Annotated in this window: 20 protein-coding genes; 5 read left to right on the forward strand and 15 right to left on the reverse strand. The window is 69.5% G+C overall.

Going from position 1 to position 21787, the window contains the following annotated elements:
• Positions 1-22: 22 nt before the first annotated feature.
• The 4 genes from FHU34_RS27170 to FHU34_RS27185 form a co-directional block, all read right to left on the reverse strand.
• Complete coding sequence (locus FHU34_RS27170) at positions 23-619, reverse strand: hypothetical protein (RefSeq protein WP_145785054.1); 597 nt, start codon at positions 617-619, stop codon at positions 23-25.
• A 129-nt stretch (positions 620-748) separates the two neighbouring features.
• The gene (locus FHU34_RS27175; protein WP_145785055.1) at positions 749-1201 is read right to left on the reverse strand and encodes a hypothetical protein; all 453 of its coding nucleotides are present in this window, start codon (positions 1199-1201) and stop codon (positions 749-751) included.
• Positions 1202-1240: 39 nt separating this feature from the next.
• Positions 1241-1417 carry a DUF397 domain-containing protein gene (locus tag FHU34_RS27180; RefSeq protein WP_145785828.1) on the reverse strand — a complete coding sequence of 59 codons (177 nt, stop codon included), beginning with the start codon at positions 1415-1417 and terminating at the stop codon, positions 1241-1243.
• Positions 1418-1421: 4 nt separating this feature from the next.
• Complete coding sequence (locus FHU34_RS27185) at positions 1422-2303, reverse strand: helix-turn-helix domain-containing protein (RefSeq protein ID WP_145785056.1); 882 nt, start codon at positions 2301-2303, stop codon at positions 1422-1424.
• 132 nt (positions 2304-2435) lie between these two features.
• Here FHU34_RS27185 and FHU34_RS27190 point away from each other — a divergent pair, with 132 nt between their 5' ends.
• Both FHU34_RS27190 and FHU34_RS27195 read left to right on the forward strand, forming a co-directional pair.
• Positions 2436-2675, forward strand: a complete 240-nt coding sequence (locus tag FHU34_RS27190; protein WP_145785057.1) for a hypothetical protein — start codon at positions 2436-2438, stop codon at positions 2673-2675.
• Positions 2672-3001, forward strand: coding sequence for a hypothetical protein (locus FHU34_RS27195; RefSeq protein WP_244311853.1), 330 nt, complete (start codon positions 2672-2674; stop codon positions 2999-3001). The genes FHU34_RS27190 and FHU34_RS27195 overlap by 4 nt, the downstream gene beginning before the upstream one ends.
• On the opposite strand, the gene FHU34_RS27200 is transcribed toward FHU34_RS27195, so the two are convergent.
• Entirely contained in the window at positions 2998-6969 is a 3972-nt protein-coding gene (locus FHU34_RS27200) for a CARDB domain-containing protein (protein WP_145785058.1), read from the reverse strand. The genes FHU34_RS27195 and FHU34_RS27200 overlap by 4 nt on opposite strands.
• A 376-nt stretch (positions 6970-7345) precedes the next feature.
• Positions 7346-7897: a GNAT family N-acetyltransferase gene (locus FHU34_RS27205; RefSeq protein ID WP_145785059.1), complete on the reverse strand. Its 552-nt coding sequence runs from the start codon at positions 7895-7897 to the stop codon at positions 7346-7348.
• 51 nt (positions 7898-7948) lie between these two features.
• Between FHU34_RS27205 and FHU34_RS27210 the strand changes: the two genes are divergently transcribed.
• Positions 7949-8797: a YhjD/YihY/BrkB family envelope integrity protein gene (locus FHU34_RS27210; RefSeq protein ID WP_145785060.1), complete on the forward strand. Its 849-nt coding sequence runs from the start codon at positions 7949-7951 to the stop codon at positions 8795-8797.
• A gap of 71 nt (positions 8798-8868) precedes the next feature.
• Here FHU34_RS27210 and FHU34_RS27215 read toward each other — a convergent pair whose 3' ends face one another.
• Complete coding sequence (locus FHU34_RS27215; protein ID WP_145785061.1) at positions 8869-10032, reverse strand: alkaline phosphatase PhoX; 1164 nt, start codon at positions 10030-10032, stop codon at positions 8869-8871.
• A gap of 146 nt (positions 10033-10178) precedes the next feature.
• Between FHU34_RS27215 and FHU34_RS27220 the strand changes: the two genes are divergently transcribed.
• Positions 10179-11771, forward strand: a complete 1593-nt coding sequence (locus FHU34_RS27220) for a phytoene desaturase family protein (protein ID WP_145785062.1) — start codon at positions 10179-10181, stop codon at positions 11769-11771.
• 140 nt (positions 11772-11911) lie between these two features.
• On the opposite strand, the gene FHU34_RS27225 is transcribed toward FHU34_RS27220, so the two are convergent.
• Positions 11912-13492, reverse strand: coding sequence for a Rieske 2Fe-2S domain-containing protein (locus FHU34_RS27225; protein WP_145785063.1), 1581 nt, complete (start codon positions 13490-13492; stop codon positions 11912-11914).
• Positions 13493-13690: 198 nt separating this feature from the next.
• Here FHU34_RS27225 and FHU34_RS27230 point away from each other — a divergent pair, with 198 nt between their 5' ends.
• Positions 13691-13912 (forward strand): DUF2631 domain-containing protein, encoded by a 222-nt coding sequence (locus FHU34_RS27230; RefSeq protein WP_088991027.1) that lies wholly within the window; start codon positions 13691-13693, stop codon positions 13910-13912.
• Between the two features lie 84 nt (positions 13913-13996).
• Here FHU34_RS27230 and FHU34_RS27235 read toward each other — a convergent pair whose 3' ends face one another.
• The 7 genes from FHU34_RS27235 to rpsB form a co-directional block, all read right to left on the reverse strand.
• A complete protein-coding gene (locus FHU34_RS27235) occupies positions 13997-15151 on the reverse strand; it encodes a DivIVA domain-containing protein (protein WP_145785064.1) in 1155 nt (384 codons plus the stop codon).
• A gap of 31 nt (positions 15152-15182) precedes the next feature.
• Complete coding sequence (gene rlmN, locus FHU34_RS27240; protein WP_145785065.1) at positions 15183-16340, reverse strand: dual-specificity RNA methyltransferase RlmN; 1158 nt, start codon at positions 16338-16340, stop codon at positions 15183-15185.
• A 104-nt stretch (positions 16341-16444) separates the two neighbouring features.
• The gene (locus FHU34_RS27245) at positions 16445-17878 is read right to left on the reverse strand and encodes a phosphatidate cytidylyltransferase (RefSeq protein ID WP_145785066.1); all 1434 of its coding nucleotides are present in this window, start codon (positions 17876-17878) and stop codon (positions 16445-16447) included.
• Between the two features lie 351 nt (positions 17879-18229).
• Complete coding sequence (gene frr / locus FHU34_RS27250; protein ID WP_088991032.1) at positions 18230-18787, reverse strand: ribosome recycling factor; 558 nt, start codon at positions 18785-18787, stop codon at positions 18230-18232.
• Between the two features lie 79 nt (positions 18788-18866).
• Complete coding sequence (pyrH, locus tag FHU34_RS27255; protein ID WP_030335195.1) at positions 18867-19634, reverse strand: UMP kinase; 768 nt, start codon at positions 19632-19634, stop codon at positions 18867-18869.
• Between the two features lie 161 nt (positions 19635-19795).
• The gene (gene tsf / locus FHU34_RS27260) at positions 19796-20623 is read right to left on the reverse strand and encodes a translation elongation factor Ts (protein ID WP_145785067.1); all 828 of its coding nucleotides are present in this window, start codon (positions 20621-20623) and stop codon (positions 19796-19798) included.
• A gap of 134 nt (positions 20624-20757) precedes the next feature.
• A complete protein-coding gene (gene rpsB, locus FHU34_RS27265) occupies positions 20758-21663 on the reverse strand; it encodes a 30S ribosomal protein S2 (protein ID WP_145785068.1) in 906 nt (301 codons plus the stop codon).
• Positions 21664-21787: the final 124 nt, after the last annotated feature.

Consider the following 21787-nt stretch of genomic DNA (forward strand, 5'->3'; position numbering starts at 1 on the left):
CCTCCCAGATCAGCTCTGCCACTTAACGGGACGCGGTGTCCGCAGGCGGAAAGGTCTGCGGCAATTCGATGTCGAGCAGCGCGGCCAGATCCTCGACCCGGTAGGAGAGCACTGTCGCGAAAGCGAACAACAGCTGGGGGTCAAGTTCTTTACGGCCGAGGCCCACCACATTGATGGTCGCCGCCGACAACGGCCCGATGCCGGCCAGCCGGTACACCATTTTCGCCGAGTTCAGGCTGTCCAGATTGCGGTTACGCAGCAGGCGCACGATCACCGCTCCGGGTCCGTACGGAAACGGATCTCGCCCCCGCACGATCGGTGCTGCCGACTCCGGAAGCGGCATCGATCTGGCCGCCCCGAGAAGGTGTTCGCGCTGCTCGACGGGCAGACGAAGAGCGGTCTTCACGAGGTGGTCCAGGATCGAGCCGACCGGAGCCGCGCAGGGTGCCAGGTCACTCGGCACGTCGAGGCCGGCGAGGACCAAGAGGTCTGCCGGGTGCACACCGAGCACGGGAGCGAGTCGTCGCAGGGCTGACGGACCGGCCACTTCGATCTCGGACTGATCGACCTCCGCGGCGCGCAGCACGCTGTCGAAAGTCTGCCCGCGGCTCTTCGACAACCGAGCCATCATCGCAACGACGTTCGCTGGGCCTGCCATCCACCTGTCTGATCTCTTCGATCGACCGTCATCATCTCCGGCAAGGGTCTCGCAGCGTGCCGAATCGCTGGTCACCTGGCTTCGCCGCCTCTACGCCACGTCGTTGGACAGTTGCGCGTACCGTCGCCGACTCCTTGCGGTCCGGTGTCGCACGACGGCCAGCCGGACCGCTGCGCCGATGCAGAGGACGGCGAGCAGGGACAGCAACACCAGGGCCGGGTTGACCCAGGCGGGCACCAGGTCATGGGTGGCGTTGCATCGGTCGTGGAGGGGGAACCACCGCGACGACTCACGCCAGTGGGCCGCGCGGTAGGCACTGTCGTAGCTGACGCCGGCCTGTCGACAGGACTCCTCCGAGTTCATGGAGGAACCCGCGAACACCCCGACGAACCAGGTGACGGCGGTGGCGACGATCGAGAGCCCGGCCGTCGCGGCGAACCAGCCCGGAGTCTTCCAGCGGCCGGTGAGCAGAGGTCGGCCCCACAACCAGAGCACGAACAGAGCGGGTACGACGAGACAGAGCCCCGTCGTGACGACACCCATCGTGATTTCTCAGCCTCCCCGCCAGCGAGCCGGCCTTGATCATTGCACGGGCTGACTCACCGCCGTGAACTGGACGAACGCGGCCCAGGCCAAGGGTGTGAAGGTCAACACCGGCCCCTGCCGGTCCTTGCTGTCGCGTACGCCTACCGACTCGGCGAAGCCCGCCACCTCGACGCAGTCGCCGTCGCCACCGGATCGGGTCGACGTGCGCCACACTCCGTCACGCTGCATCGGTCATCTCCTTCGCTATCGCCGCAATCAGTTCGCGGGACTCAATCGGGGTCAACGCCCGCTCCCCGAGTGAGCGCCATACGGTCTCGTAGACCTCGATTTCGTGCGCCTTGTCAAGGTAAACCGCGCCGCAGGGACCGTCCATATAGATCGTGGTCGGCTCCGGCGACCGCACGTCGGTCGGGAAGTCGAGCATGGTGAAGGTGCCAGACGATGCCCAGCGGAACAGCCCAGCGGTCAGCGGCAGCACGCGCAGGTTGATGTTGTGCCGCTCGCTCGTCACCACCAGGGCCTCCAGTTGCCGGACCATGGCCGATCGATCGCGCAGCGGCCGGCGCAACACCGATTCGTTCAGGATGACGTCGAGATGCGGGGCGCGGGGCACCGCACGGGCCAGCAAGCGCTGCCGACGCAGCCGGATGTCCACCCGAGCCTTGCGCTCCGCCTCGCCGAGCTGCGGATGGTCGGTGGCGATCACCTCGGTCATGTACTCGACCGTCTGCAACAGCCCGGGAATGAGGTCCGCCTCGTACTTGCGGATGCGGGTGGCGGCGGCTTCCAGACCGACGTACAGCTTGAACCAGTCCTTGATCGCCTCGCCGTAGCTGTGCCACCAGCCGTGCGCCTTGGTCTCCCGGGCCAGCGCCCGCATCGTCTCGATCGTCTCCGGAGACGCGTTGTAGACCCGGCACATGGCCGCCACGTCGTTCGGGTGCATGGGGACCTGGCCGGTTTCGTACCGCCAGATTCGGGGTGCCGACCATTCCAATTCCTTGGCCGCCGCCGTGACCGTCACATAGGCATTTTCGCGAAGCTCTCTCAGATATCTGCCGAGCTGCCTCCGTGGGACTGTGCTGCCGGAGTCGTCCACGTCATCTCCCTGACTGTCGTCGTGTAAGACACCTCGCCCCTTGGTCTGGATTCTGCCGCGAAAGATTGCGTTGGGCCAGCAGTGAAACGACCATTCGTGGACAGCCAGAGAACAATTCGGGACGGGAGGACCATGGGACCTGTCGATGATCTACCGCTGCCGCAGTACGTCACCACGGTTGACGTCGTGTTGGCGCTGAGAGCGGTCACCGTGCACGCCCCCGAGCAGCCCGACGGTGCGCGCTGCCGCAAGGACGAGGCAGCGCACCCGTGCCGGCTGCACCGCTGGGGCCGACGCGTCCTGGAAGAGCGCGGCCTGACCGACGGGCAGATCCAGACGCTGCTCTCCGGAGGAACTGTGGCGCTGCGATGACCGCGCCACGGTGGATCATCCACCTGCCGACCACCCTGACCAGCCTCGACGAGGTGACCGCCCTGGCCGTGGCGCTCCGCGACTCGCTCGGTCACCTCGCCGTCGTCGACTTCGGCGAGACCACGCTCAGCGAGGAGGACGCGCAGTTCCTGCGTACCCGAGTGTTCTGTGACGGCCTGCTCGACGATGCCGGTCGTTGCCGGCGGCGCGACGCCCACGACGGACCCTGCGCTGCGGCGATCGACTCGGCTTCATGGAAATCGGGGTGTCCGCAGTCCGCGGACACCCCGACCTCACTGAAACGTGGTGATCAAGCGGCGGACTAGCCGCCGTTGATGACGAACTGTGAGCCCGGCTGGATGACGATGTTGCCGTCGGCCGAGTTGGTGATTGTCACGTTCGTCAGATTGGCGTTGCCGCGCGCGCCGCTCATCGCGAGGATGCCGGCACCGTTGTTGGACTTGTCGATCCGCACGTTGGTGATGGCGAGGTTCGGTATGTTGCCGCCACCGTTCTTGAACTGGATGCCGTCGAATGTGGAGTCGATGATGTCGGTGTCGCGGATGGTGACCCCGACGATGTCCCGGGTGGCGGGGAAGATCGTGATGGCACCGAACTCCTGGTCCTCGTTCCAGAATGCGCCGCCGGTGCGGTAGAGCCCGTTGTTGGCGATCAGCGTCGTGCCGGAGAACGGCAGCGGGTCGTGGTCGGTCGCCAGCATGATGCCCGGGTAGTTGGCGGTGTCGTAGATCAGGTTGTTCTGGATCGAGTTGTCGTAGCCGCCGTAGATGGCGATGCCGTTGGCCCGCCAGGGCAACTGGATGGTGTTGTTGACGAAGTGGTTGTCGTGGGCGATGTCGACGCTGCGGTCCTTCACGTACGGGTTGGCCCAGACGGCGAGAGCGTCGTCACCGGTGGTGCGGAACGACGAGTTGAACACCCGCGAGTTGCGCGTGCCGTTGCTGAAGTTGATGCCGTCGGCGTACGTGTTGCGGATCCGCATGCCGCTGAAGTCCAGCCCGTCGGCCGGGCCCCACAGGTCGGGGATGTTGTCGTAGTCGCGGCCGACCCAGACACCCACGTTGGCGTGCTCGATCCAGACGTTGCTGATCTTCGTGCCGGCTCCGAAGCGGCCGTTCAGACCGACGCCACCCTCGGCGTTGCCGTCACCACCCCGAATCCGGCCCGAGCCGAAGATGGCGATGTCGGAGATCTGGGTGTTCTTGTCGATGTCGAAGCCGAAGTTGCCCTCGTGCGGGTGGTTGATGCCGCCCACCACGTTCTGCGGCTCGGTCAGCGTGTACAGCTGCGAGTGCCACATGCCGGCACCCCGGATCGTGACGTTGCTGATGCCGACCTGGTTGTGCATGCCCCGGTTCAGCGGGTCGTCGGTCAGGATCTTCTGCTCCTGCCGCCACTGCCCGGCGGGGATCCAGACGCAGCCGATGACACCGTTCTGGTCGTCGGTCACCGCCCGCTGGATGGCTGCGGTGTCGTCGATCCCGTCGTTCGGCACCGCGCCGTACGACGTGATGGAGGTGCAGCCGGCCGGCTGGCTCGCCGGCCCCGCCACCTGCTCCAGGTCGATCATGTCGATGACGTAGAACGAGGCGGTGTCACCCGAGTCGCGCTGCAACTTGAAGCGGGTGCCCGCCGGGTACGACTGCGCCAGCAACGCGTTCGACTCGTCGAAGAGCCGTCGGGCGTCGGCCTGCGGGGTGTTGGTCAGCGCCTCCGGCCCGTCGGTGTTGCCGTAGAGCCAGCTGTGCTTGGACGACAGGGTCAGCTTCCGGGAGAAGACGTCGTTGACGTAGAGGCTGATGGTCGCCTCGATGCCGCCGCCACCGGGAGCGTCCGGGATGGAGTTGCGCACCACGATGGAGTTGGCCTGGTTGGCCGAGGTGAACTCCACGAACTGGCCGGTGCTGGTGAGCCGTACCGACTTGCGGCCCGAGGACTCGCTCGCGAAGTTGGTGTGGCCGAAGGTACGCAGCGGGTCGGTCTCCAGCAGCGTGCCCTGGTAGCGACCGGCCTCCGCCTCGTAGGAGGTGTACGGGACGGCTGCCCCGCGTCCGACCACTATCGACTGGCTGAACGCGTTGTTGGTCTCGTTGGTCTCGGCGACCACGTTGGTGGCGTCAGCGGTGGCGGTGAGGGTGGCACCGCCGCTGGTGGCGGTCCAACTGCCGCTGACGGCCACGGTGACCGTCGCGCCGGCCGCGATCGAGGCGGTGTTGGTGTTGAGCGTGGTGCTGCCCGCCACCAGCCGGGTGACGGTGGTCGCGCCGGTCGCGGTGGTACCCCGGTTGCGGACCGCCACGGTGAAGGTGACGGACGCCCCGACCGCCGGGTTCGGCGGGTTCGAGGCGATGCTGAGCACCTGGAGGTCCGGGCCCGGCGCCTGCGTCACCACAAGAGGCGACGCCGCGGTGAAGCTGTTGTTGCCGTTGTTCTGCTCGACGATCGTGTTCGTCGGGTCGACCACCGCCGAGACGGCGTAGCTGCCCATCGGCCGCGTACCGGCGTTGAACGACACAGTGGTCGAGGCACCCGCGGCGAGCGCGCCGACCGTGGCGCTGCCGACGACCGCGCCGGCCAGGCTGAAGTTGACAGTGGTGGAGCCTGCGGCGGCGGATCCGATGTTCTGCACCACTGCCGACAGGGTGACCGCGCTGGCCTCGCTGGGCGACGACGGCGACCAGGTCACCGAGCTGACCACCAGGTCCGGGTTGGGTGCCGGCGTACCGCACACCTCAAGCTCCGCGACCTGACCGGACGGTGCGCCGGTGTTGCCGGTGAACCGCAACTGCACGTCCGCCGTGGTCGCGCTGACCGGGATGGTCACCACGTTGGTGCCCTGCACGAACTGGTAAGCCGCCGCCGACACCAGACTGGTGTACGACGACGACGCCTGGTCGCGACCGAGGACCTGGATGGTCTGGGTACGGGTGCCCCAGGCCGAGTCGGGGTTGAGCTTGACGGTGACGCCGGAGATCGAGTGGTTCGCGCCCAGTGCCACGGTCAGGTTCTGCGGGTAGCTGGCCGCGCCCTCCCAGTAGGTGCCGAGCTGTCCGTCGTTTGCCTTGTCCGGGGTGAAGCTGAACGTGGAGCCGCTCGCCGTCATGCTCTTGCCCTGTGCCACGTTGGTGCAGGCGGGCGGGTTACTGCCGGTCCGGGTGACGGTGTTGCTGTTGCCGGACAGGTTGCCGGCGCCGTCGCGGGCCCGGACGTAGTAGGACACGGTCGCCGTGGCCGGCTGGGTGTCCTGGTAGGTGAGGACGGTGCCCAGCGTGGCGATCAGGTTGCCGCCCCGGTAGACGTTGTAGCCGGCCAGGCCACTGCCACCGGAGTCGGTGGAGGCACCCCAGTTCAGCGTGATCGTGCTGCCCGACGTGCTCTGCGACAGCGTCCCCGGGACGCTCGGCGCGGTGGTGTCGCCACTGCCGGTGCGGGTCACCGTGTTGCTGTTACCGGACAGGTTGCCGGCGGCGTCGCGCGCCCGCACGTAGTAGGACACTGTCGCCGTGGCCGGCTGCGTGTCGTTGAAGGTGGTCACGTTCCCGACGGACTGGAGGAACGCGCCGTTGCGGTAGACGTCGTAGCCGGCGATGCCGCTGCCGCCCGCGTTGTCGGTCGACGCGACCCAGTTGAGGCTGATGGTGGTGCCCGACTGGGTGTACGAGAGGTTGCCCGGCACGCTCGGGGCGGTGGTGTCCGGGGTGGTGCCTCCGCTGCCGTACACCTCCAGCTCGGAGAGCTGCCCGGCCGGCCAGCCGCTGTTCGCGGTGACGGTGATCCGGACGTAGCGGGTGGAGGTCGAGCTGAAGTTGATCGTGACAGTGCTGCCGCTCGCCGGGTTGAAGGTGTACGTCTGCGACCCGACCAGATCGGTGAAGGACGAACCGTTCGTGCTGCCCCGCACGCTCAACGTCTGCGTACGGGTCGCCCAGCCGTTCGTCGGCAGCTTCAGCACGACCTGGTTGACGCTCTGCGATGAGCCGAGATCGACCTGCACCCACTGCGGGAACGCGTTGTTGAGGCTCTCCCAGTAGCTGCCCGCGTTGCCGTCGACGACCTTCGACGAGTCGTAGACGTCGGCGTGGCCGCTCTCCTGGGTGGGTCGGCCCTGGGCGAGGTTGGTGGCTGCCGGGGCGAAGCCGCTGCTCGGCGCTGCCGCCGCGTCGGCAGGGCGGGCGGCGCCGGCCGGGTTCGCGACTGCTGTCGCTCCCGCCGTGGCGATCAGCGTGGCCGCGGCTGTCGCCGCGACCATCCTGAACAGATTCGTTCGTCTCATGGCTGTCCTGTCGTCGGGGGACGGTTGCCGCGGGCGGGGGTGACCACGGGTGGGGGTGAGCGGCGGTGCGTCGCCGGCCGGTGAGGGCGGGTCGGCGACGAGGGGGTACCGAGCATCAACGGGCCTCCCCAGGAGGCCCGTTGAATCTTCCGCATGCATGCACAGAACCGTGCACGTCTTTGTCGAAATCTTGCGCTACTTTGACCAAAGGTTACTGACGTGCTACGGGAGCGTCAACACTTCGACCGCCGTAACTATTGACGGAGTTGCCCACTCTCGACTGCCGACAACGCGAAGGAAGGTGCCGCCTCCGACGACTGGAGACGACACCTTCCCCGAACTTGCGCGGATCTTGCGTTAGGCCGTAACGGAACGATCAGGCATCTGGTGCCCGCAACACGAAGGTCTCCAACAGCTCGCCGCCGTACCAGTCGGTGCGCTGACCCACGTGCGCCATCCCGAGTCGCCGGCAGACCGCCATCGACGCCTCGTTGCCCGGCGACACCAACGCGTAGACCTCCGGGGCGCCGGCGGCGAACTCCCGCGCCAACAGCGCGGAGGCCGCCTCGGTGGCGTACCCGTGACCCCACGAGTCCGGGTGCAGGTGCCAACCCGTCTCGATGTGCTCGGTGAGCACCGCCTCGTCGATGCCCGGCAGCGGCTTGAGCAGCACCGTGCCCGCCACCTGACCCGTCTCGCGCACCTCGATCGCCCAGGTGCCGTACCGGCCGTCGTCGGCCGCGTGCCGGTCCCGCCAGATCTGCAGCCGCTCGGCGGCCTGGGCCGGGTCGGTCATCGGCAGGCCGGGCGACACGGCCAGCCAACGGGTGATGTCCGGGCGGGAGTAGATGTCGTAGATCCGGGCCAGGTCCGCCGGATCATCGGTCCAATCGCGCAGGATGAGGCGTTCGGTCGTGACAACAGTCATGACCGGCGATCTTAAGGAGTGGCGGCCCCGACGACAGGGAAGGAGACGGCGATGGGCAACGGATGGCAGCGGGCGAAGCGGATCACCAGCGCCGCGTTCCGCCCGGTACGTGGGCGGGACCTGTCGCTGCACGCCGCCGCGATCACCTTCTACGGGGCGATCGCTGTGGTGCCGGTCGCCCTCCTCGCCATCTGGCTCACCGCACTGCTGGCCGGGGCCGATCGGGTACGCCGGCTCACCTCGCACGCCGTGGAGGCCCTACCCACCGCGATCGGCGCACCCCGGGCGGTGGACGCGCTGGTCAACGCCGGTGTGGAGTTGACCCCGCTGCTGGCACTGGCCTCATTGCTGCCCGCGTCGCTCTACGGCGAGGGCCTGCGCCGGGCCTTCGTGTCGGTGGCCGCACCCCGGACCGACGAGCACCTGGTCGGCTGGCGGGGCCGACTGCTGCTGCTGCCACTGCTCGCGCCGGCCCCCGCGCTGCTGCTGTCGATCCTGCTGGCGCTCCCGCTGACCACTGGCCTCGTACGCCAGGGCGGTTGGCTCGGTGTCCTCGGCGTGGTCCTGTCGTTCCTCGCGGTCTGGCTGGTGCTCACGCCGGTGCTGATGTGGGTGTTCCGGGTGGTCGGGCCGGCCTCACCGGACTGGCTCTCCACGCTCGCGATCGGGTCGTTCACAGCGGCCAACCTCTCCGGCTTCCTGCACGGCTTCGTGCTCTTCGCCTCGCTCCCCCTGAACCTGGGGGTGCCGTTCGGCGGCTTCGACGAGATCGGCGCGGGAGTCGCCGTGCTCCTCTGGCTGTACCTGTTCCACGTGATCGTCCTGGCCGGCTACTCCGCCACCCTGGCCCTCTCCACCTGGCGCACCAACCGCGCCGCCACCCCCGCCCAGCCAGGTTGATCAAGAGGTTTGCGTCAGTTTCGCGCCGTCCGCTGACGCAAACCTCTTGATCACCAGGGCAGCGGGTGGGGTCAGCGGCGGAAGGGGCCGTGGATCTCGTAGGTGATGCCGTTGGCACCGGTTGACGCACCACTGGTGCCGCGTTGGGACGAGAAGTACAGGCGGGAGCCGTCCGGCGAGAAGGCCGGGCCGGTGATCTCCGACGACGACTGCCCGATGATCCGCACGATGGGTGCCACCACTCCAGCCGGCGTGATGACGTTGACCTCCATGTTGCCGCCGTCCTCGGCGACGTAGAGGTCACCGGAGGCGGTGCCCGTGATGTTGTCCACCCCGGTCAGCGGTGCCGCGCCCACCGGCACCAACGAATCGTCGTACGCCAGGTCGAGACGCTGGTTGACCGCGTCGTACGCCCAGACCCGGTTGTCGCCCTTCGTGGTGAACCAGCAGGTACCCCGGTCGTACCAGCAACCCTCGCCGCCGTCGAAGTGCTTCGCCGCGCCCACCTGCAGCCGAGTGGGGATCGGGAAGCCGTCCCGGTCCGGTACGTCCCGCCAGGTGACCGGCCCGGCGACCTGGTCGGCCGGTGCGCAGAGCACCTGCACCCGACCGGTACGCAGATCGCCCCAGGTGTCCGGCACGAAGCGGTAGAAGCAGCCGTCCTCCTCGTCCTCGGTCAGGTAGACCACCCCGCGGTCCGGATCGCACGCGGCGGCCTCGTGGGTGAACCGGCCCATCCGGGTCCGCTCCTCGGCCGACCGGCTGCCGTCCGGCCACGTCTCGAAGACCCGACCGAGTGGCACCTCCTCGCAAGACAGCCAGGTGCCCCACGGGGTCGCCCCACCGGCGCAGTTGACGTTCGTGCCGCCGAGAATCCGGTACGCCGAGACGACCGCACCATCCGCCGCGAAGCGGACCGCCGACGCGCCCCCGACGAACGGGACCTCCGAGTTCGACACGTAGATCCAGCCGTCGCCGGCGGGGAAACAGGCGCCGCCGTCCGGAGCCCAGTGCCAGAGGTACGAGGTGCCCGGGACCCGTTGACCGGAACGAGCGACAACCCGACTGGTGAAACCGGCCGGCAACTGGATGCCGTTGACGTCTGCCGCCAACAGGTCCCCGTACGGGCCGGGGCCGGGCTGGGCGGGGGCAGCCAGGGCAGCGCCGGCCCAGAGGCTGCCGGAGAAGGCGGCCGCGCCGGCGACGGCGGAACGCAGGACGGTACGACGGTCCATCGGTGAACCTCCCGGAGTGGTCGATGTCCAACCGACGGTAGGACCGCAGCGGCATCGATCGCAGCCACTGCCCGGTGAACGAGGGGTGACGGCTGGGCGGGCGAAGGGCTGACCTGGCCGGGCGGCGCGGACTAGGCTGCCGCGGCATGAGCAGTGAGATTCCGGCCCGCGCCGACGTCGTGATCGTCGGTGCCGGGCACAACGGCCTGGTCTCCGCAGTCCTGCTGGCCCGCGCCGGACTGGACGTCCTGGTGCTGGAGGCCGCCGACGTGCTCGGCGGCGCGACCCGCACCGAGAACCCTTTCCCGAAGGTGCCGGGGCTGCGCCACTCCACCGGCTCGTACCTGCTCGGGCTGATGCCGCCGGAACTGCTCGCCACCCTCGACGTACGGATCCCGGTGCTGCGCCGCGACCCGCACTACTTCCTGCCCACGCCCGGCGGCCTCGGCTCGCCGTACCTGCTCTTCGGCAGTGACACCGCCGCGACCCGGGCGCAGCTCGCCGAGTTCTTCTCCCCCGCCGACGTGGCCGCCGACGACGCCATGCAGGCCGAGCTGGCGGCGCTGCGGGAGGACCTCGCCCCGGCCTGGCTGGCCGAACCGCTGAGTGTCCAGGAGACCGCCGAGCAGCACGTCCGACCGGCCCTGCGGCAGGTCTTCGTCGACCTCGTCCAGGGTTCGGTAGCCGACTACCTGGCCCGGTTCGAGTTCCGCTCCGAGCTGCTGGTCAGCATGTACGCCGTCACCGACGGGCTGTCCGGCCTCAACGCCGGCCCGGACGACCCCGGCACTGGCCACAACTTTCTCGTGCACAACATGTGCAGACTCCCCGGGTCGGGCGGCACCTGGATGATCGCCGAGGGCGGGATGGGCACCGTCTCACGGACGTTCGCCGAGGCCGCCCGCGCCGCCGGGGCGACCATCCTGACCGGTACGCCGGTGAGCGCGGTGACACTGGACGGCGGCGCGGCCAGCGGTGTCGTACTGGCCGACGGCCGACAGGTCGCCGCGCCTGTGGTGCTCGGCGCGTGTGACCCGTACCGGCTGATGGACCTGTTGCCCGACGGCGCGCTCCCGGCGCCACTCGGCGAACGGATGGCGGCGGTCCGCCGCCCCGGCACCACCCTCAAGCTCAACCTGGCGCTCACCGGGCTGCCCCGGTTCTCCTGCCTGCCGGCCGGCACGCCGAGCCCGTTCGGCTCGACCATCCACCTGCTGCCCGGCTCTGCCTCGCTGGTCGGCGGGGAGGCCACCTCGCCGATGACCGCGCTGCGGGCGATGTGGGCGGACGTGCAGGCCGGGCGACTGCCGGCCGAGCCGACCATCGAGTGGTACCTGCACACCACCGTCGACCCGTCGCTCTCCGACGCCGCCGGGCACCATTCGTCGGCGCTGTTCGTCCAGTCGGTCCCCTACGAGCTGGCCGGCACGACCTGGGACGCGGAACTGCCCGGCTACGTCGACCGGCTGGTCGAGATCGTCGAGCGGTACGCCCCCGGCACCGGTGACCTGATCGCCGACGCGGTGCCCCTGCCCCCGCCCGGCATCGAGGCGCACTTCGGCATCACCGGTGGGCACATCCACCACGTCGACAACACTGTTTCGTTCACCGACCGAATGCCCTACGCCACCGGGATCGACGGCGTGTACGCGGGCAGCGCCGGCTGCCACCCGGCCGGCAGCGTCATCGGCGCCGCCGGCCACAACGCCGCCCGCCGAATCCTCGCCGACCTCCCCTAACCCCGCCCCGCCCTGCCCCGCACCCTGACCCCGTTGATCATGAAGTTATTGCCCGACACCGCGGCGTGTCGTGGTAATAACTTCATGATCAACGGGCCGGAACGGGCTGGGCTGGACCGGGTCGGTGGGGCGGGTTGGGGTTAGGAGAGGGCTTCGCCGGCGGGGGCTGGGGTTTCCGCGTCCACCCGGTGGGCGCGGACCTTGTGGCCGACGCTCGTCAGGCAGCGCCCACTGGGCAGGTCGAAGCGCCAGCCGTGCAACTGGCAGGTGAGCTGGTCACCGTCCACGATGCCGAAGCGGGTCAGGTCGGCCTTCAGGTGCGGGCAGCGCCGCTGCACCACCCAGTCGCCCAGCGTGATGTCCTCGGCGTCGGTGGTGCGCTCGTGCTCGTCGTACCAGCCCTCGGCGTACTGGAGGCGCTCCTCGGACAGGCACTTGAAGAACGCGTAGACGAACTCGTTGTACTGACCGATCCGGGCCGCCGAGAACCGGCAGGACAGGAAGAGCGAGTTGACCCAGTCCACCTCGTCGATGAAGAGCAGGTGCTCGATCAACGACCGCTCGGTCCGGAACCGGTAGCGGACCTTCTCGTCGGCGTACGGCCGGACCTCCTTACCAGGGAAGTCCACCACGATCGACTCGACGCTCTCGCCGTCGTACCCGACCAGGTCGAAACGGACCGGACCGCCCACACCCTTGGCCAGGTAGATCGACTCGTCGAGCAGCGGCTCGATCCGACGCTTCATCTCGCCGAGCACGTCCACCTCGGGGTGCCGCCAGGACGCCTTCTCCGCCTCGATGACCGGGCGCTTACGCTCCCGCATCTCCTCCAGGTGGGCGACCTTGTTCGCGAAGAACTCCTCCACCGGCACCGGGTGGGTGGTGCTCGCGCCCTCGGTGGTGACCTCGGCGACGCTGCCCGGCAGCAGCACGATCCCGTTGGTGCCGCCGACCTTCGCGTACTCGGTGAGGAAGACCGACTGGTCGGGGAAGATGTTGCCCTCGTCGCCGTGGATGTCGTTGAACTGCCACAGCTCGTCGTCGAGGAAGCAGGGCGGGCCGGCGATCGGGAAGACGTGGTCGGCCTTCAGGTCGTCGATGTAGCGCCACGTCCGGTCGAACTGCCGGTCACGCTTCTGCTTGCCGAACGCGGTCTTCGCCGCCTGCGGCAACTCGTAGACCATCGGGTACCAGATCGCGCCGGAGAACTGGAGCAGGTGCGCGTGCACGTGCCCCAGCTCGGCGAAAACGCTCAGGTCGGTCGGACGGGCGTCATTCTGGTTGAGCAGCCGCACCCCGTCGTACTCGACCCACAGCGACGAGTCGCCGATCGGGCCGTCGGTCGGGCTGGTCAACGCCTGAATCATGATCTTCAGCCCGCCGGGCAGCTCCACCACCTGCTCGTTGGGCGCCTTCAGGAACTTGGTGAAGCCCAGCGCCCGGAACTCGTCCTCCATCTCCGAGGTGGGGAACTCGGGCAGCAGGACGGTGGCGTCCTTCGAGACGAAGTCCCGCAGGTGCTTCGCGTCGAAGTGGTCCCGGTGCAGGTGGGAGACGTACAGGTAGTCGACCTGGCCCAGGCTCTCCCAGTCGAGCAGGGAATTGTCCGGGAAGGGGAACCACGAGGCGAAGTACGCCGGATTGACCCACGGGTCGCACAGGATGCTGCCCGCGGCCGTGTCGATCCGCATGCTGGCGTGCCCGGTTCCGGTCACTCGCACCGCACAGTCCCCCTCAAACAGACAATCAGGTGTACGCCAAACGCTACCGGAGTGAGTCTGACCGTCGCCCCGCGACGCCGGTAGTGCCGTCCGGCCCGGGTGGGCAGAGCCTGATGGCCAGGAAACCCCCACCTCGCCGCCCCGAGCGGGAGGCGTGCCAGACTAACCAAAGATCCGATCGCGAGGGAAGGACCGACAGTGGCAGGAAGCGAGCCGGTAACGTCGCCAGACCAGCACAAGCCCGGGCACCGCAAAGCCGGGCAGATCGGCGCGGTGCTGTCGGCGCTGGCGCTGCTGGCGATGATCTGCGGCAACCACGAGGGCAGGGTCGAGGACCTCTGGCTGATCGGCCTGGCCGCACTGCTGCTGATCATCGTGATCGGCGACATCGTGCTGCGGCGCAGCGGTCTGCGCTCCTGACCCGACCGTCCGCCGGACGACCGACCGACGTACGCCGAGGGCCCGCCCCCACCCGGGGACGGGCCCTCGTCCGTACGCGTCGGGTCAGCGCCCGAAGAGAATGTCCTGCACGTCCTTGAGCGCGGCGTCCACCTCGGCCTCGAAGTAGCCGCCCGGAACCAGCCCGAACCGCAGCGTGTCGAGGTCCTTCGGGTCGACCGGCATCGGGTTGCGGCGCTGCATCCCACCCAGCAGGGTTTCGAAGAACCGGTCCACCTGGTCGGGGTCGTACCCGCTGCCGAACCGACGGACCTGGAAGCTGCGGCGGATCTGGTCGACCCGGTACAGGTCGCTGCCGGGAGGACCGGCCATCGGCGGACCGACCATCGGGGGGCCGCCCATCGGAGGACCGGCGACAGCGGGCGGACCGGCCATCGGCGGGCCACCCATGCCCTGCTGGGGCAGCTGAGGCGGGCCAGCCGGGCCCCGGCGCATGTCACGCAGGTCCCGCTCGGGCATCCGGATCTCGGCGGTCATGTCGGTGCGGCCGTGCCGACCGGCCTCGAAGCCGTCGAAACGCGGCTCCTCCGGCGGGCCGTACCCGCCGGGCGCGCGCTGCTCGTCCTGGCCGTAACCACCCGGCGCGCGCTGGTCGTCCTGGCCATAGCCGGAAGGGCCGGCGGGGAGACCGCGCGGCGGAGCGCCATGACCACCCATCGGGCCGGGCCCCATCGGACCGCCAGGGCCCATCGGACCACCGGGGCCCATCGGGCCGGGGCCGGCCGGGCCACGCGGGGCGTCGTAACCGCCGCGGGGGCCGTCGTACCCACCCGCGAAGGCGCCGGTCGGCTCGTCGTAGCGGCCGTACCGGTCGGCGGGCGGGCCAGCCTGGGCGGGCATCGGACGCGGCGGCATCGGCGGGGCCATGCCCCGTTCATCGCGCATCGGCGGCCCCATCCGGTCCGGTGGGCCCAACCGGTCAGCCATCCGGGGGTCGCCACCGCGCCCGGCGCTGTTGCGCTCCTCCAGCTCGGCCAACTGCCGCTCCACCCGGTCGAGGTGAAGGTCGACCTGCCACTCGTCGTAGCCGTTGAACCGGACCCGGAAGACGACGTCGTGGACCTCCTGGGAGGCCACCGGCGCACCGACCTGTCGGCCGTCGAGCGTCGCCTCGACCCGGTCGAGGAAGGCATCCACCTCGTCGACCTTGTATCCCCGGCGGAGCGCCTTGCGCCGGAAACGCTGACCCTGACTCGCCACTATGTCTCCTGGTCTCGTTCGCCACGCCCGGTCACGCCGGTGCCTCTCCGGCGCGGTCGGTGTTGGTGTCGTTGTCCTCGGCGGCGGCGAGTTGGCCACACGCACCGTCGATCTCGCGACCTCGGGTGTCCCGTACGGTGGTGGACACCCCGGCGTCGCGCAACCGCCGGACGAACTCCCGCTCGACCGGCTTCGGGCTCGCGTCCCAGCGACTGCCCGGCGTCGGATTGAGCGGAATGAGGTTCACGTGGGTCAATTTGCCGGCCAGCAGCCGTCCGAGGAGGTCGGCTCGCCAGGGCTGGTCGTTCACGTCCTTGATCATCGCGTACTCGATCGACACGCGACGGCCCGTCCGGGCGGCGTAGTCCCACGCTGCGTCCAGCACCTCGGCTACCTTCCAGCGCTGGTTTACCGGCACGAGTTCGTCGCGCAGATCATCATCGGGCGCGTGCAACGACAGCGCAAGGGTCACAGAGAGGTCTTCGCTGGCCAGTCGGCGGATGGCCGGAACCAGGCCGACCGTGGAAACGGTGATGTGCCGCTGGGACAGGCCGAGCCCCTCCGGAGCAGGGCTGACCAGCCGACGGATCGCCGCGATGACTCGGTTGTAGTTGGCCAGCGGCTCGCCCATGCCCATGAAGACGACACGCGACAGCCGCGGCGGTGACCCGGCGACCACGCCGGAGGCGGCCACCCCGGCCATGTACACCGCCTGGTCGACGATCTCGGCCGTGGACAGGTTGCGGGTCAACCCGGCCTGGCCGGTCGCGCAGAACGGGCACGCCATGCCACAGCCCGCCTGGCTGGAGATGCAGACGGTGACCCGGTCCGGGTAGCCCATCAGCACGCTCTCCACCAGCGCACCGTCGTGCAGCCGCCAGAGCGCCTTGCGGGTCGCGCCGTCGTCACAGGCGAGCTCGCGCACCGGGGTGAGCAGCGTGGGCATCAACTGCTCGGACAGCCGCTCCCGGGTCGCCGCCGGCAGGTCGGTCATGGCCTGCGGGTCGCGGACCAGCCGCCCGAAGTAGTGGTTCGAGACCTGCTTCGCACGGAAGGCAGGCTCACCCAACTGGGTGACCAGCGCCTGGCGGCCGGCCAGGTCCAGGTCGGCGAGGTGCTTCGGCGGCATGGAGGCCCGGCGCGCGGCGGGGGCATCCGAGATGGCGGGGATCAACGGCAGGCTCGTCATGGCTGGTCCAGTGTGTCACGCCGTTGGCGGCAGGTGCCGATCCGGAGGTGCCGAACAGGCCGCGACCCCCGCAGCCGGACGACCGGAACGCCGTGATCCATGCCTCAGTTCACCACCGGCACCAGGACGGCCAGCAACAGGTAGGCGGTCGGCACCGCGAAGAGGATCGAGTCCAGTCGGTCCATCAGACCGCCGTGGCCGGGCAGCAGGTTGCTCATGTCCTTGACGCCGAGATCCCGCTTGATCATCGACTCGGCCAGGTCGCCGAGGACCGCCGCGCAGGACACCGCCACCCCGAACAGCGCACCCCACCAGGGAGCCACCTCGAACATCAGCCACAGCAGCAACGCGCTGCCCAGGGCCGCTGCGGTGACCGAGCCGGCGAAGCCCTCCCAGGACTTCTTCGGGCTGATCGACGGGGCCATCGGGTGCTTGCCGAACGAGACGCCGGCCGCGTACCCGCCGGTGTCGGAGAGGACCACCGCGACCAGGGTGGCCAGGATCCGCATCCAACCGTCGCCGGGGGCCGCCGCCAGCAACGCCGCGAAACCGGCGAGGAACGGCACGTAGACGGCGATCAGGGTGGCCGCCGTGAGGTCCCGCTGGAAACCGGCCGGACCGTCACCGAGCCGCCAGATCATCGTGCCCAGCACGGTGACGAGCAGCCCCAGGCTGAGCGCGTCCGGGCCGGCGAACCAGGCCAGGCCCACGGTCAGCACTCCGCCGGCGATCAGCGGCACCAGGGGTGGGTGGGCGCCGCTGCGCCGGACCGCGCGGGCCATCTCCCAGATGCCGACGGCGACGGCACCGGCGATCACCGGCAGGAACGCCAACGGGTAGAACACCAGCGGCACCACGATCAGCGCGCCGAGCCCCAGCCCGACCCCGATCGCCGCCGGAAGATTACGGCCGGCTCGTCCGTTGCCCACCTGCTGCGTGGCCGGTCGATCGACGCTGGCCCGACGCCGACCCTTCATCCGTCGACCGGCCGGCGGCTCCGGCCCGTCCACCGGCTCCGGGTCCGGCAACAACTCGGCACCGATCGGCGCGAGCTGCGCGGTCGGGTACGCGTCGTCGTCGAAGCGGACCGGACCGTCGAAAGGCTCCCGCTCGTCGTACCGGGCGGGCTCGTCGAACCGCTCCGGGCGGGTGGGGGCGCCGTCCGGGCCGACGGGGGCACGATCACCGGGCCAGCCGGAGCGGCCCCGGTCCTCGTACCGGTCGGGTTGGTTCCGGTCGGGTTGGTTCCGGTCGTCGTCGCGCCGGTCACGGTCGTCGAAGCGATCGCGCCGGTCACGGTCGTCGAAACGGTCCCGGTCGTCCGGGCGGACCGCACGGCCGCGCTCGTCGTACGGGCCCGTCGGGTGTGGCTCGGCGTACGGCCGGGTGTGCGGGTCGGCGTACAGCTCGGGGCCGGCGGTCGGGCCGCGGCTCCACTGGCCGGCGTCCAACTCCTGGTCGGGCCAGGGCAGCGCCACCGGGCGCTCCGGGCGGTCCCAGCCGCGAGGCTCGCTGCCGTAGGGGTCGGGGCGGGACATCACGCACCGCGACGGGGCGCGAGGACCACCACATGACGCACGACCACAAGCATCCCCTACACGCGCGATGTTCTCCGGTTGACCGCCTCGACGGTCGGTCGATTCCCATGGTTCACCACCCGGTGGCCGGGAATCCTGCCGAGCCTACTGCACTCACCGGAACGGCACGGCGGACGAGGCACGCCTACGGACCCCGCCCTGGTCGGCGGCCCGCGTGACGGCGGCGCCCACCCAGCCGGTACGGCATCGCGGACGGAATCCACAGCCGGATGCCCTCGACGTACGACACGAGGCCCGTTCCCACATCGGGGAACGGGCCTCGGAACATCACACCCGCCAGCGGGCGGACCGTCACACCTCGAGCAGCTCGGTTTCCTTGTGCTTCACCAGGTCGTCGACGCTGGCGACGTAGCGCTGGGTCAGGTCGTCGAGTTCCTTCTCGGCGCGGCGACCCTCGTCCTCGCCGGCCTCACCGTCCTTGACGATGCGGTCCAGCTCCTCCTTGCCACGGCGGCGGACGTTACGGATCGCCACCTTGGCCTCCTCGCCCTTGTGCCGGGCCACCTTGATCATGTCGCGGCGGCGTTCCTCGGTCATCTGGGGAAGCAGGATGCGCAGCTGGCTGCCCTCGTTGTTCGGGTTCACCCCGAGGTCCGAGTCGCGGATCGCCTTCTCCATCGCGTTGATCTGCGAGTTGTCGTACGGCTTGATGATCGCCATCCGCGGCTCGGGGATCGCGATGGACGCCATCTGGGTCAGCGGCGTGGGAGTGCCGTAGTAGTCAATGATGACCTTGGAGAACATGGCGGGGTTCGCGCGACCGGTGCGGATGGCGCCGAACTCCTCCTTGGCGTGCTCCACCGCACGCTCCATCTTTTCCTCGGCCTCGAGGAGGGTGTCGTCGATCACCGGTCTCCTCGCCTCCTTCTGTGCTCGTCGTGGGCTCTGCTGAAAGTCGTCAGACCGCCGCCACCGCGATCGGCGGGGCTCAGGCGGTGATCAGGGTGCCGATCTTGTCGCCACCCACCGCGCGGATGATGGTGTCGTCACCCTGCGCGCCGAAGACCAGCATCGGCAGGCCGTTCTCCATGCAGAGGCTGAACGCCGCCGCGTCGGCCACCCGCAGGTTGCGGCGCAGCACCTCGGAGAAGGTGATCGAGTCGAGCTTGCTGGCGGTGGGGTCGATCCGGGGGTCGGCGGTGTAGACGCCGTCCACGCCGTTCTTGCTCATCAGCACCACATCGGCCCGGATCTCCAGAGCCCGCTGGGCGGCCACCGTGTCGGTGGAGAAGTACGGCATGCCGGCACCGGCGCCGAAGATGACCACGCGGCCCTTCTCCAGGTGCCGGATCGCCCGCAACGGGATGTACGGCTCGGCGACCTGGGCCATCGTGATGGCGCTCTGCACCCGGGTCTCGATGCCCTCCTTCTCCAGGAAGTCCTGGAGCGCGAGGCAGTTCATCACCGTGCCGAGCATGCCCATGTAGTCGGCGCGGGCCCGGTCCATCCCGCGCTTCTGCAGCTCCGCGCCGCGGAAGAAGTTGCCGCCGCCGACCACCACGGAGACCTGCACGCCGCGGCGGACCACTGTGGCGATCTGCCGGGCGATGGCTTGGACGACGTCCGGGTCGACGCCGATCGCGCCACCACCGAAAACCTCACCGGAGAGCTTCAGCACCACCCGGCGGGCCCGCCCCGGCGGCGGTGCCGTCGGATCGTCCAGCTCCAGCGTCCGGTCACTCACAACCTGCGTCATCCGCCCCGCCCTTCACCACGCGCACGCCCCGTGCGGCGCGTACCGCGAACCTGCCGCTGCCGACCCTATGTGACAAGGAGGCCGCGGTGCCTGTCACGTACACCGGCGGCCTCCTCGTCGACGTCTCCTGCCCACGGGCGCCCAGGGCGCCCGGTGACGGCTCAGGCCTGGCCGACCTCGAACCGCACGAAGCGGGTGACCTCGATGCCGGCCTCGGCCAGCACCTGCTTCACCGACTTCTTGTTGTCAGCGACGGACGACTGCTCGATCAGGACGTAGTCCTTGAAGAACGAGTTCACCCGACCCTCGACGATCTTCGGCAGGGCCGCCTCGGGCTTGTTCTCCTCGCGGGCGGTCTGCTCGGCGATGCGCCGCTCGGACTCGACGATCTCGGCCGGAACCTCGTCCCGGGTGAGGTACTTCGGTCGCATCGCGGCGATCTGCATGGCCACACCACGGGCGTCGGCGTCGCCGGCCTCGTCGGTCTTACCGGTGTACGACACCAGCACGCCAACGGCCGGCGGCAGGTCCTGGGCCTTGCGGTGCAGGTAGACGGCGGTGGTGCCCTCGACCTTGGCGAACCGGTTGAGGACCAGCTTCTCGCCGATCTTGGCCGACTGCTCCTGGATCAGGTCGGCGACGACCTTGCCGTCGAGCTCGCTGGCGAGCAGCTCCTCGGCGGTGTTCACGCCGGAGCGCTCACCGTGCTCGACCAGCTGCTGGGCCAGCGCGATGAACGACTCGGTCTTGGCGACGAAGTCGGTCTCGCAGTTGAGCTCCAACAGGGCCTTGCCGGAGTGGGCGACCAGGCCGTTGGCGGCCGTACGACCGGCCCGCTTGCCGACGTCCTTGGCGCCCTTGACGCGCAGGATCTCGACGGCCTTGTCGAAGTCGCCCTCGGCCTCGGTCAGCGCCTTCTTGCTGTCCATCATGCCGGCGCCGGTGAGGTCGCGGAGCTTCTTGACGTCCGCGGCGGTGATTTGGGACATGGCTCTCTCTTCGGTGTTGAGACGGCGTGTGGATGGTCAGAGGTGCCGGTTACCCGGATCCGGGCGGATCGTGCCCGGCGTACCGCCGCTGCCCCGATTCCGAAAGAACGGACGGCGGGGCAGCGACGGTGCGATCACTCCGCGGTAGCGGCCGCCGGCTGCTCGGTGGCGGCCTGCGCCGGCTGCTCCGGGGTGGCGGGCTGCTCGGCAGCGGCAGCGGCGGGCTGCTCGGCGGCAGCGGCGGTCGACTCGTCAGCCTTCTTCGGCTCGAGCAGCTCGCGCTCCCACTCGGTCAGCGGCTCGTCGCTCGCGACGCCCTCGGGCTTCTCGTCGTTGCCCCGGCGACGGCCGGAACGCGCGATCAGACCATCCGCGACGGCGGCGGCGACGACCTTGGTCAGCAGCTCAGCCGAGCGGATCGCGTCGTCGTTGCCCGGGATCGGGAAGTCGACCTCGTCCGGGTCGCAGTTGGTGTCCAGCACCGCGATCACCGGGATGCCCAGCTTGCGGGCCTCGTCGACGGCGATGTGCTCCTTCTTGGTGTCGACGATCCAGACCGCGGCGGGAAGCTTCTGCATGTCCCGCAGACCACCGAGGGTGCGGGTCAGCTTGATCTTCTCGCGGGAGAGCTGCAGGGTCTCCTTCTTGGTGTAACCGGCGGCGGTGCCGCTGAGGTCACCCAGACCCTCCAGCTCCTTCATCCGCTGGAGCCGCTTGTACACCGTCTGGAAGTTGGTCAGCATGCCACCGAGCCAGCGGTGGTTGACGTACGGCTGGCCGACCCGGGTCGCCTGCTCGGCGATCGCTTCCTGGGCCTGCTTCTTGGTGCCGACGAACAGGATGCTGCCGCCCTCGGCGACGGTTCCACGCACGAACTCGTACGCCTTCTCGATGTAGTCGAGGGTCTGGCGCAGGTCGATGATGTAGATGCCGTTGCGCTCGGTCATGATGAAGCGCTTCATCTTCGGGTTCCAGCGCCGGGTCTGGTGCCCGAAGTGGACACCGCTTTCCAGCAGCTGGCGCATGGTCACGACGGCCATGGTTGGGTACTCCTCTGGATCCCTGGTTGTCACGCCCGGCCGGTGGCCGGGCGTCCTGGCGCCTGGTCGCCGACCCATGGTGGGCCCGATCAAGATCGGGACCAGGGAGGCCGTCGCTCCACGA

This window comes from Micromonospora taraxaci (assembly GCF_007830095.1).
Lineage (GTDB): Bacteria > Actinomycetota > Actinomycetes > Mycobacteriales > Micromonosporaceae > Micromonospora > Micromonospora taraxaci.

What these genes read in the sequence shown, in the direction of transcription:
- pyrH (WP_030335195.1), bottom strand. Translation starts at nt 19,634, where the DNA reads ATGACGCAGGTTGTGAGTGACCGGACGCTGGAGCTGGACGATCCGACG.
- FHU34_RS27215 (WP_145785061.1), bottom strand. Translation starts at nt 10,032, where the DNA reads ATGGACCGTCGTACCGTCCTGCGTTCCGCCGTCGCCGGCGCGGCCGCC.
- tsf (WP_145785067.1), bottom strand. Translation starts at nt 20,623, where the DNA reads ATGTCCCAAATCACCGCCGCGGACGTCAAGAAGCTCCGCGACCTCACC.
- FHU34_RS27220 (WP_145785062.1), top strand. Translation starts at nt 10,179, where the DNA reads ATGAGCAGTGAGATTCCGGCCCGCGCCGACGTCGTGATCGTCGGTGCC.
- FHU34_RS27190 (WP_145785057.1), top strand. Translation starts at nt 2,436, where the DNA reads ATGGGACCTGTCGATGATCTACCGCTGCCGCAGTACGTCACCACGGTT.
- FHU34_RS27210 (WP_145785060.1), top strand. Translation starts at nt 7,949, where the DNA reads ATGGGCAACGGATGGCAGCGGGCGAAGCGGATCACCAGCGCCGCGTTC.
- FHU34_RS27200 (WP_145785058.1), bottom strand. Translation starts at nt 6,969, where the DNA reads ATGAGACGAACGAATCTGTTCAGGATGGTCGCGGCGACAGCCGCGGCC.
- FHU34_RS27195 (WP_244311853.1), top strand. Translation starts at nt 2,672, where the DNA reads ATGACCGCGCCACGGTGGATCATCCACCTGCCGACCACCCTGACCAGC.
- rlmN (WP_145785065.1), bottom strand. Translation starts at nt 16,340, where the DNA reads ATGACGAGCCTGCCGTTGATCCCCGCCATCTCGGATGCCCCCGCCGCG.
- FHU34_RS27205 (WP_145785059.1), bottom strand. Translation starts at nt 7,897, where the DNA reads ATGACTGTTGTCACGACCGAACGCCTCATCCTGCGCGATTGGACCGAT.
- FHU34_RS27175 (WP_145785055.1), bottom strand. Translation starts at nt 1,201, where the DNA reads ATGGGTGTCGTCACGACGGGGCTCTGTCTCGTCGTACCCGCTCTGTTC.
- rpsB (WP_145785068.1), bottom strand. Translation starts at nt 21,663, where the DNA reads ATGGCCGTCGTGACCATGCGCCAGCTGCTGGAAAGCGGTGTCCACTTC.
- FHU34_RS27245 (WP_145785066.1), bottom strand. Translation starts at nt 17,878, where the DNA reads ATGTCCCGCCCCGACCCCTACGGCAGCGAGCCTCGCGGCTGGGACCGC.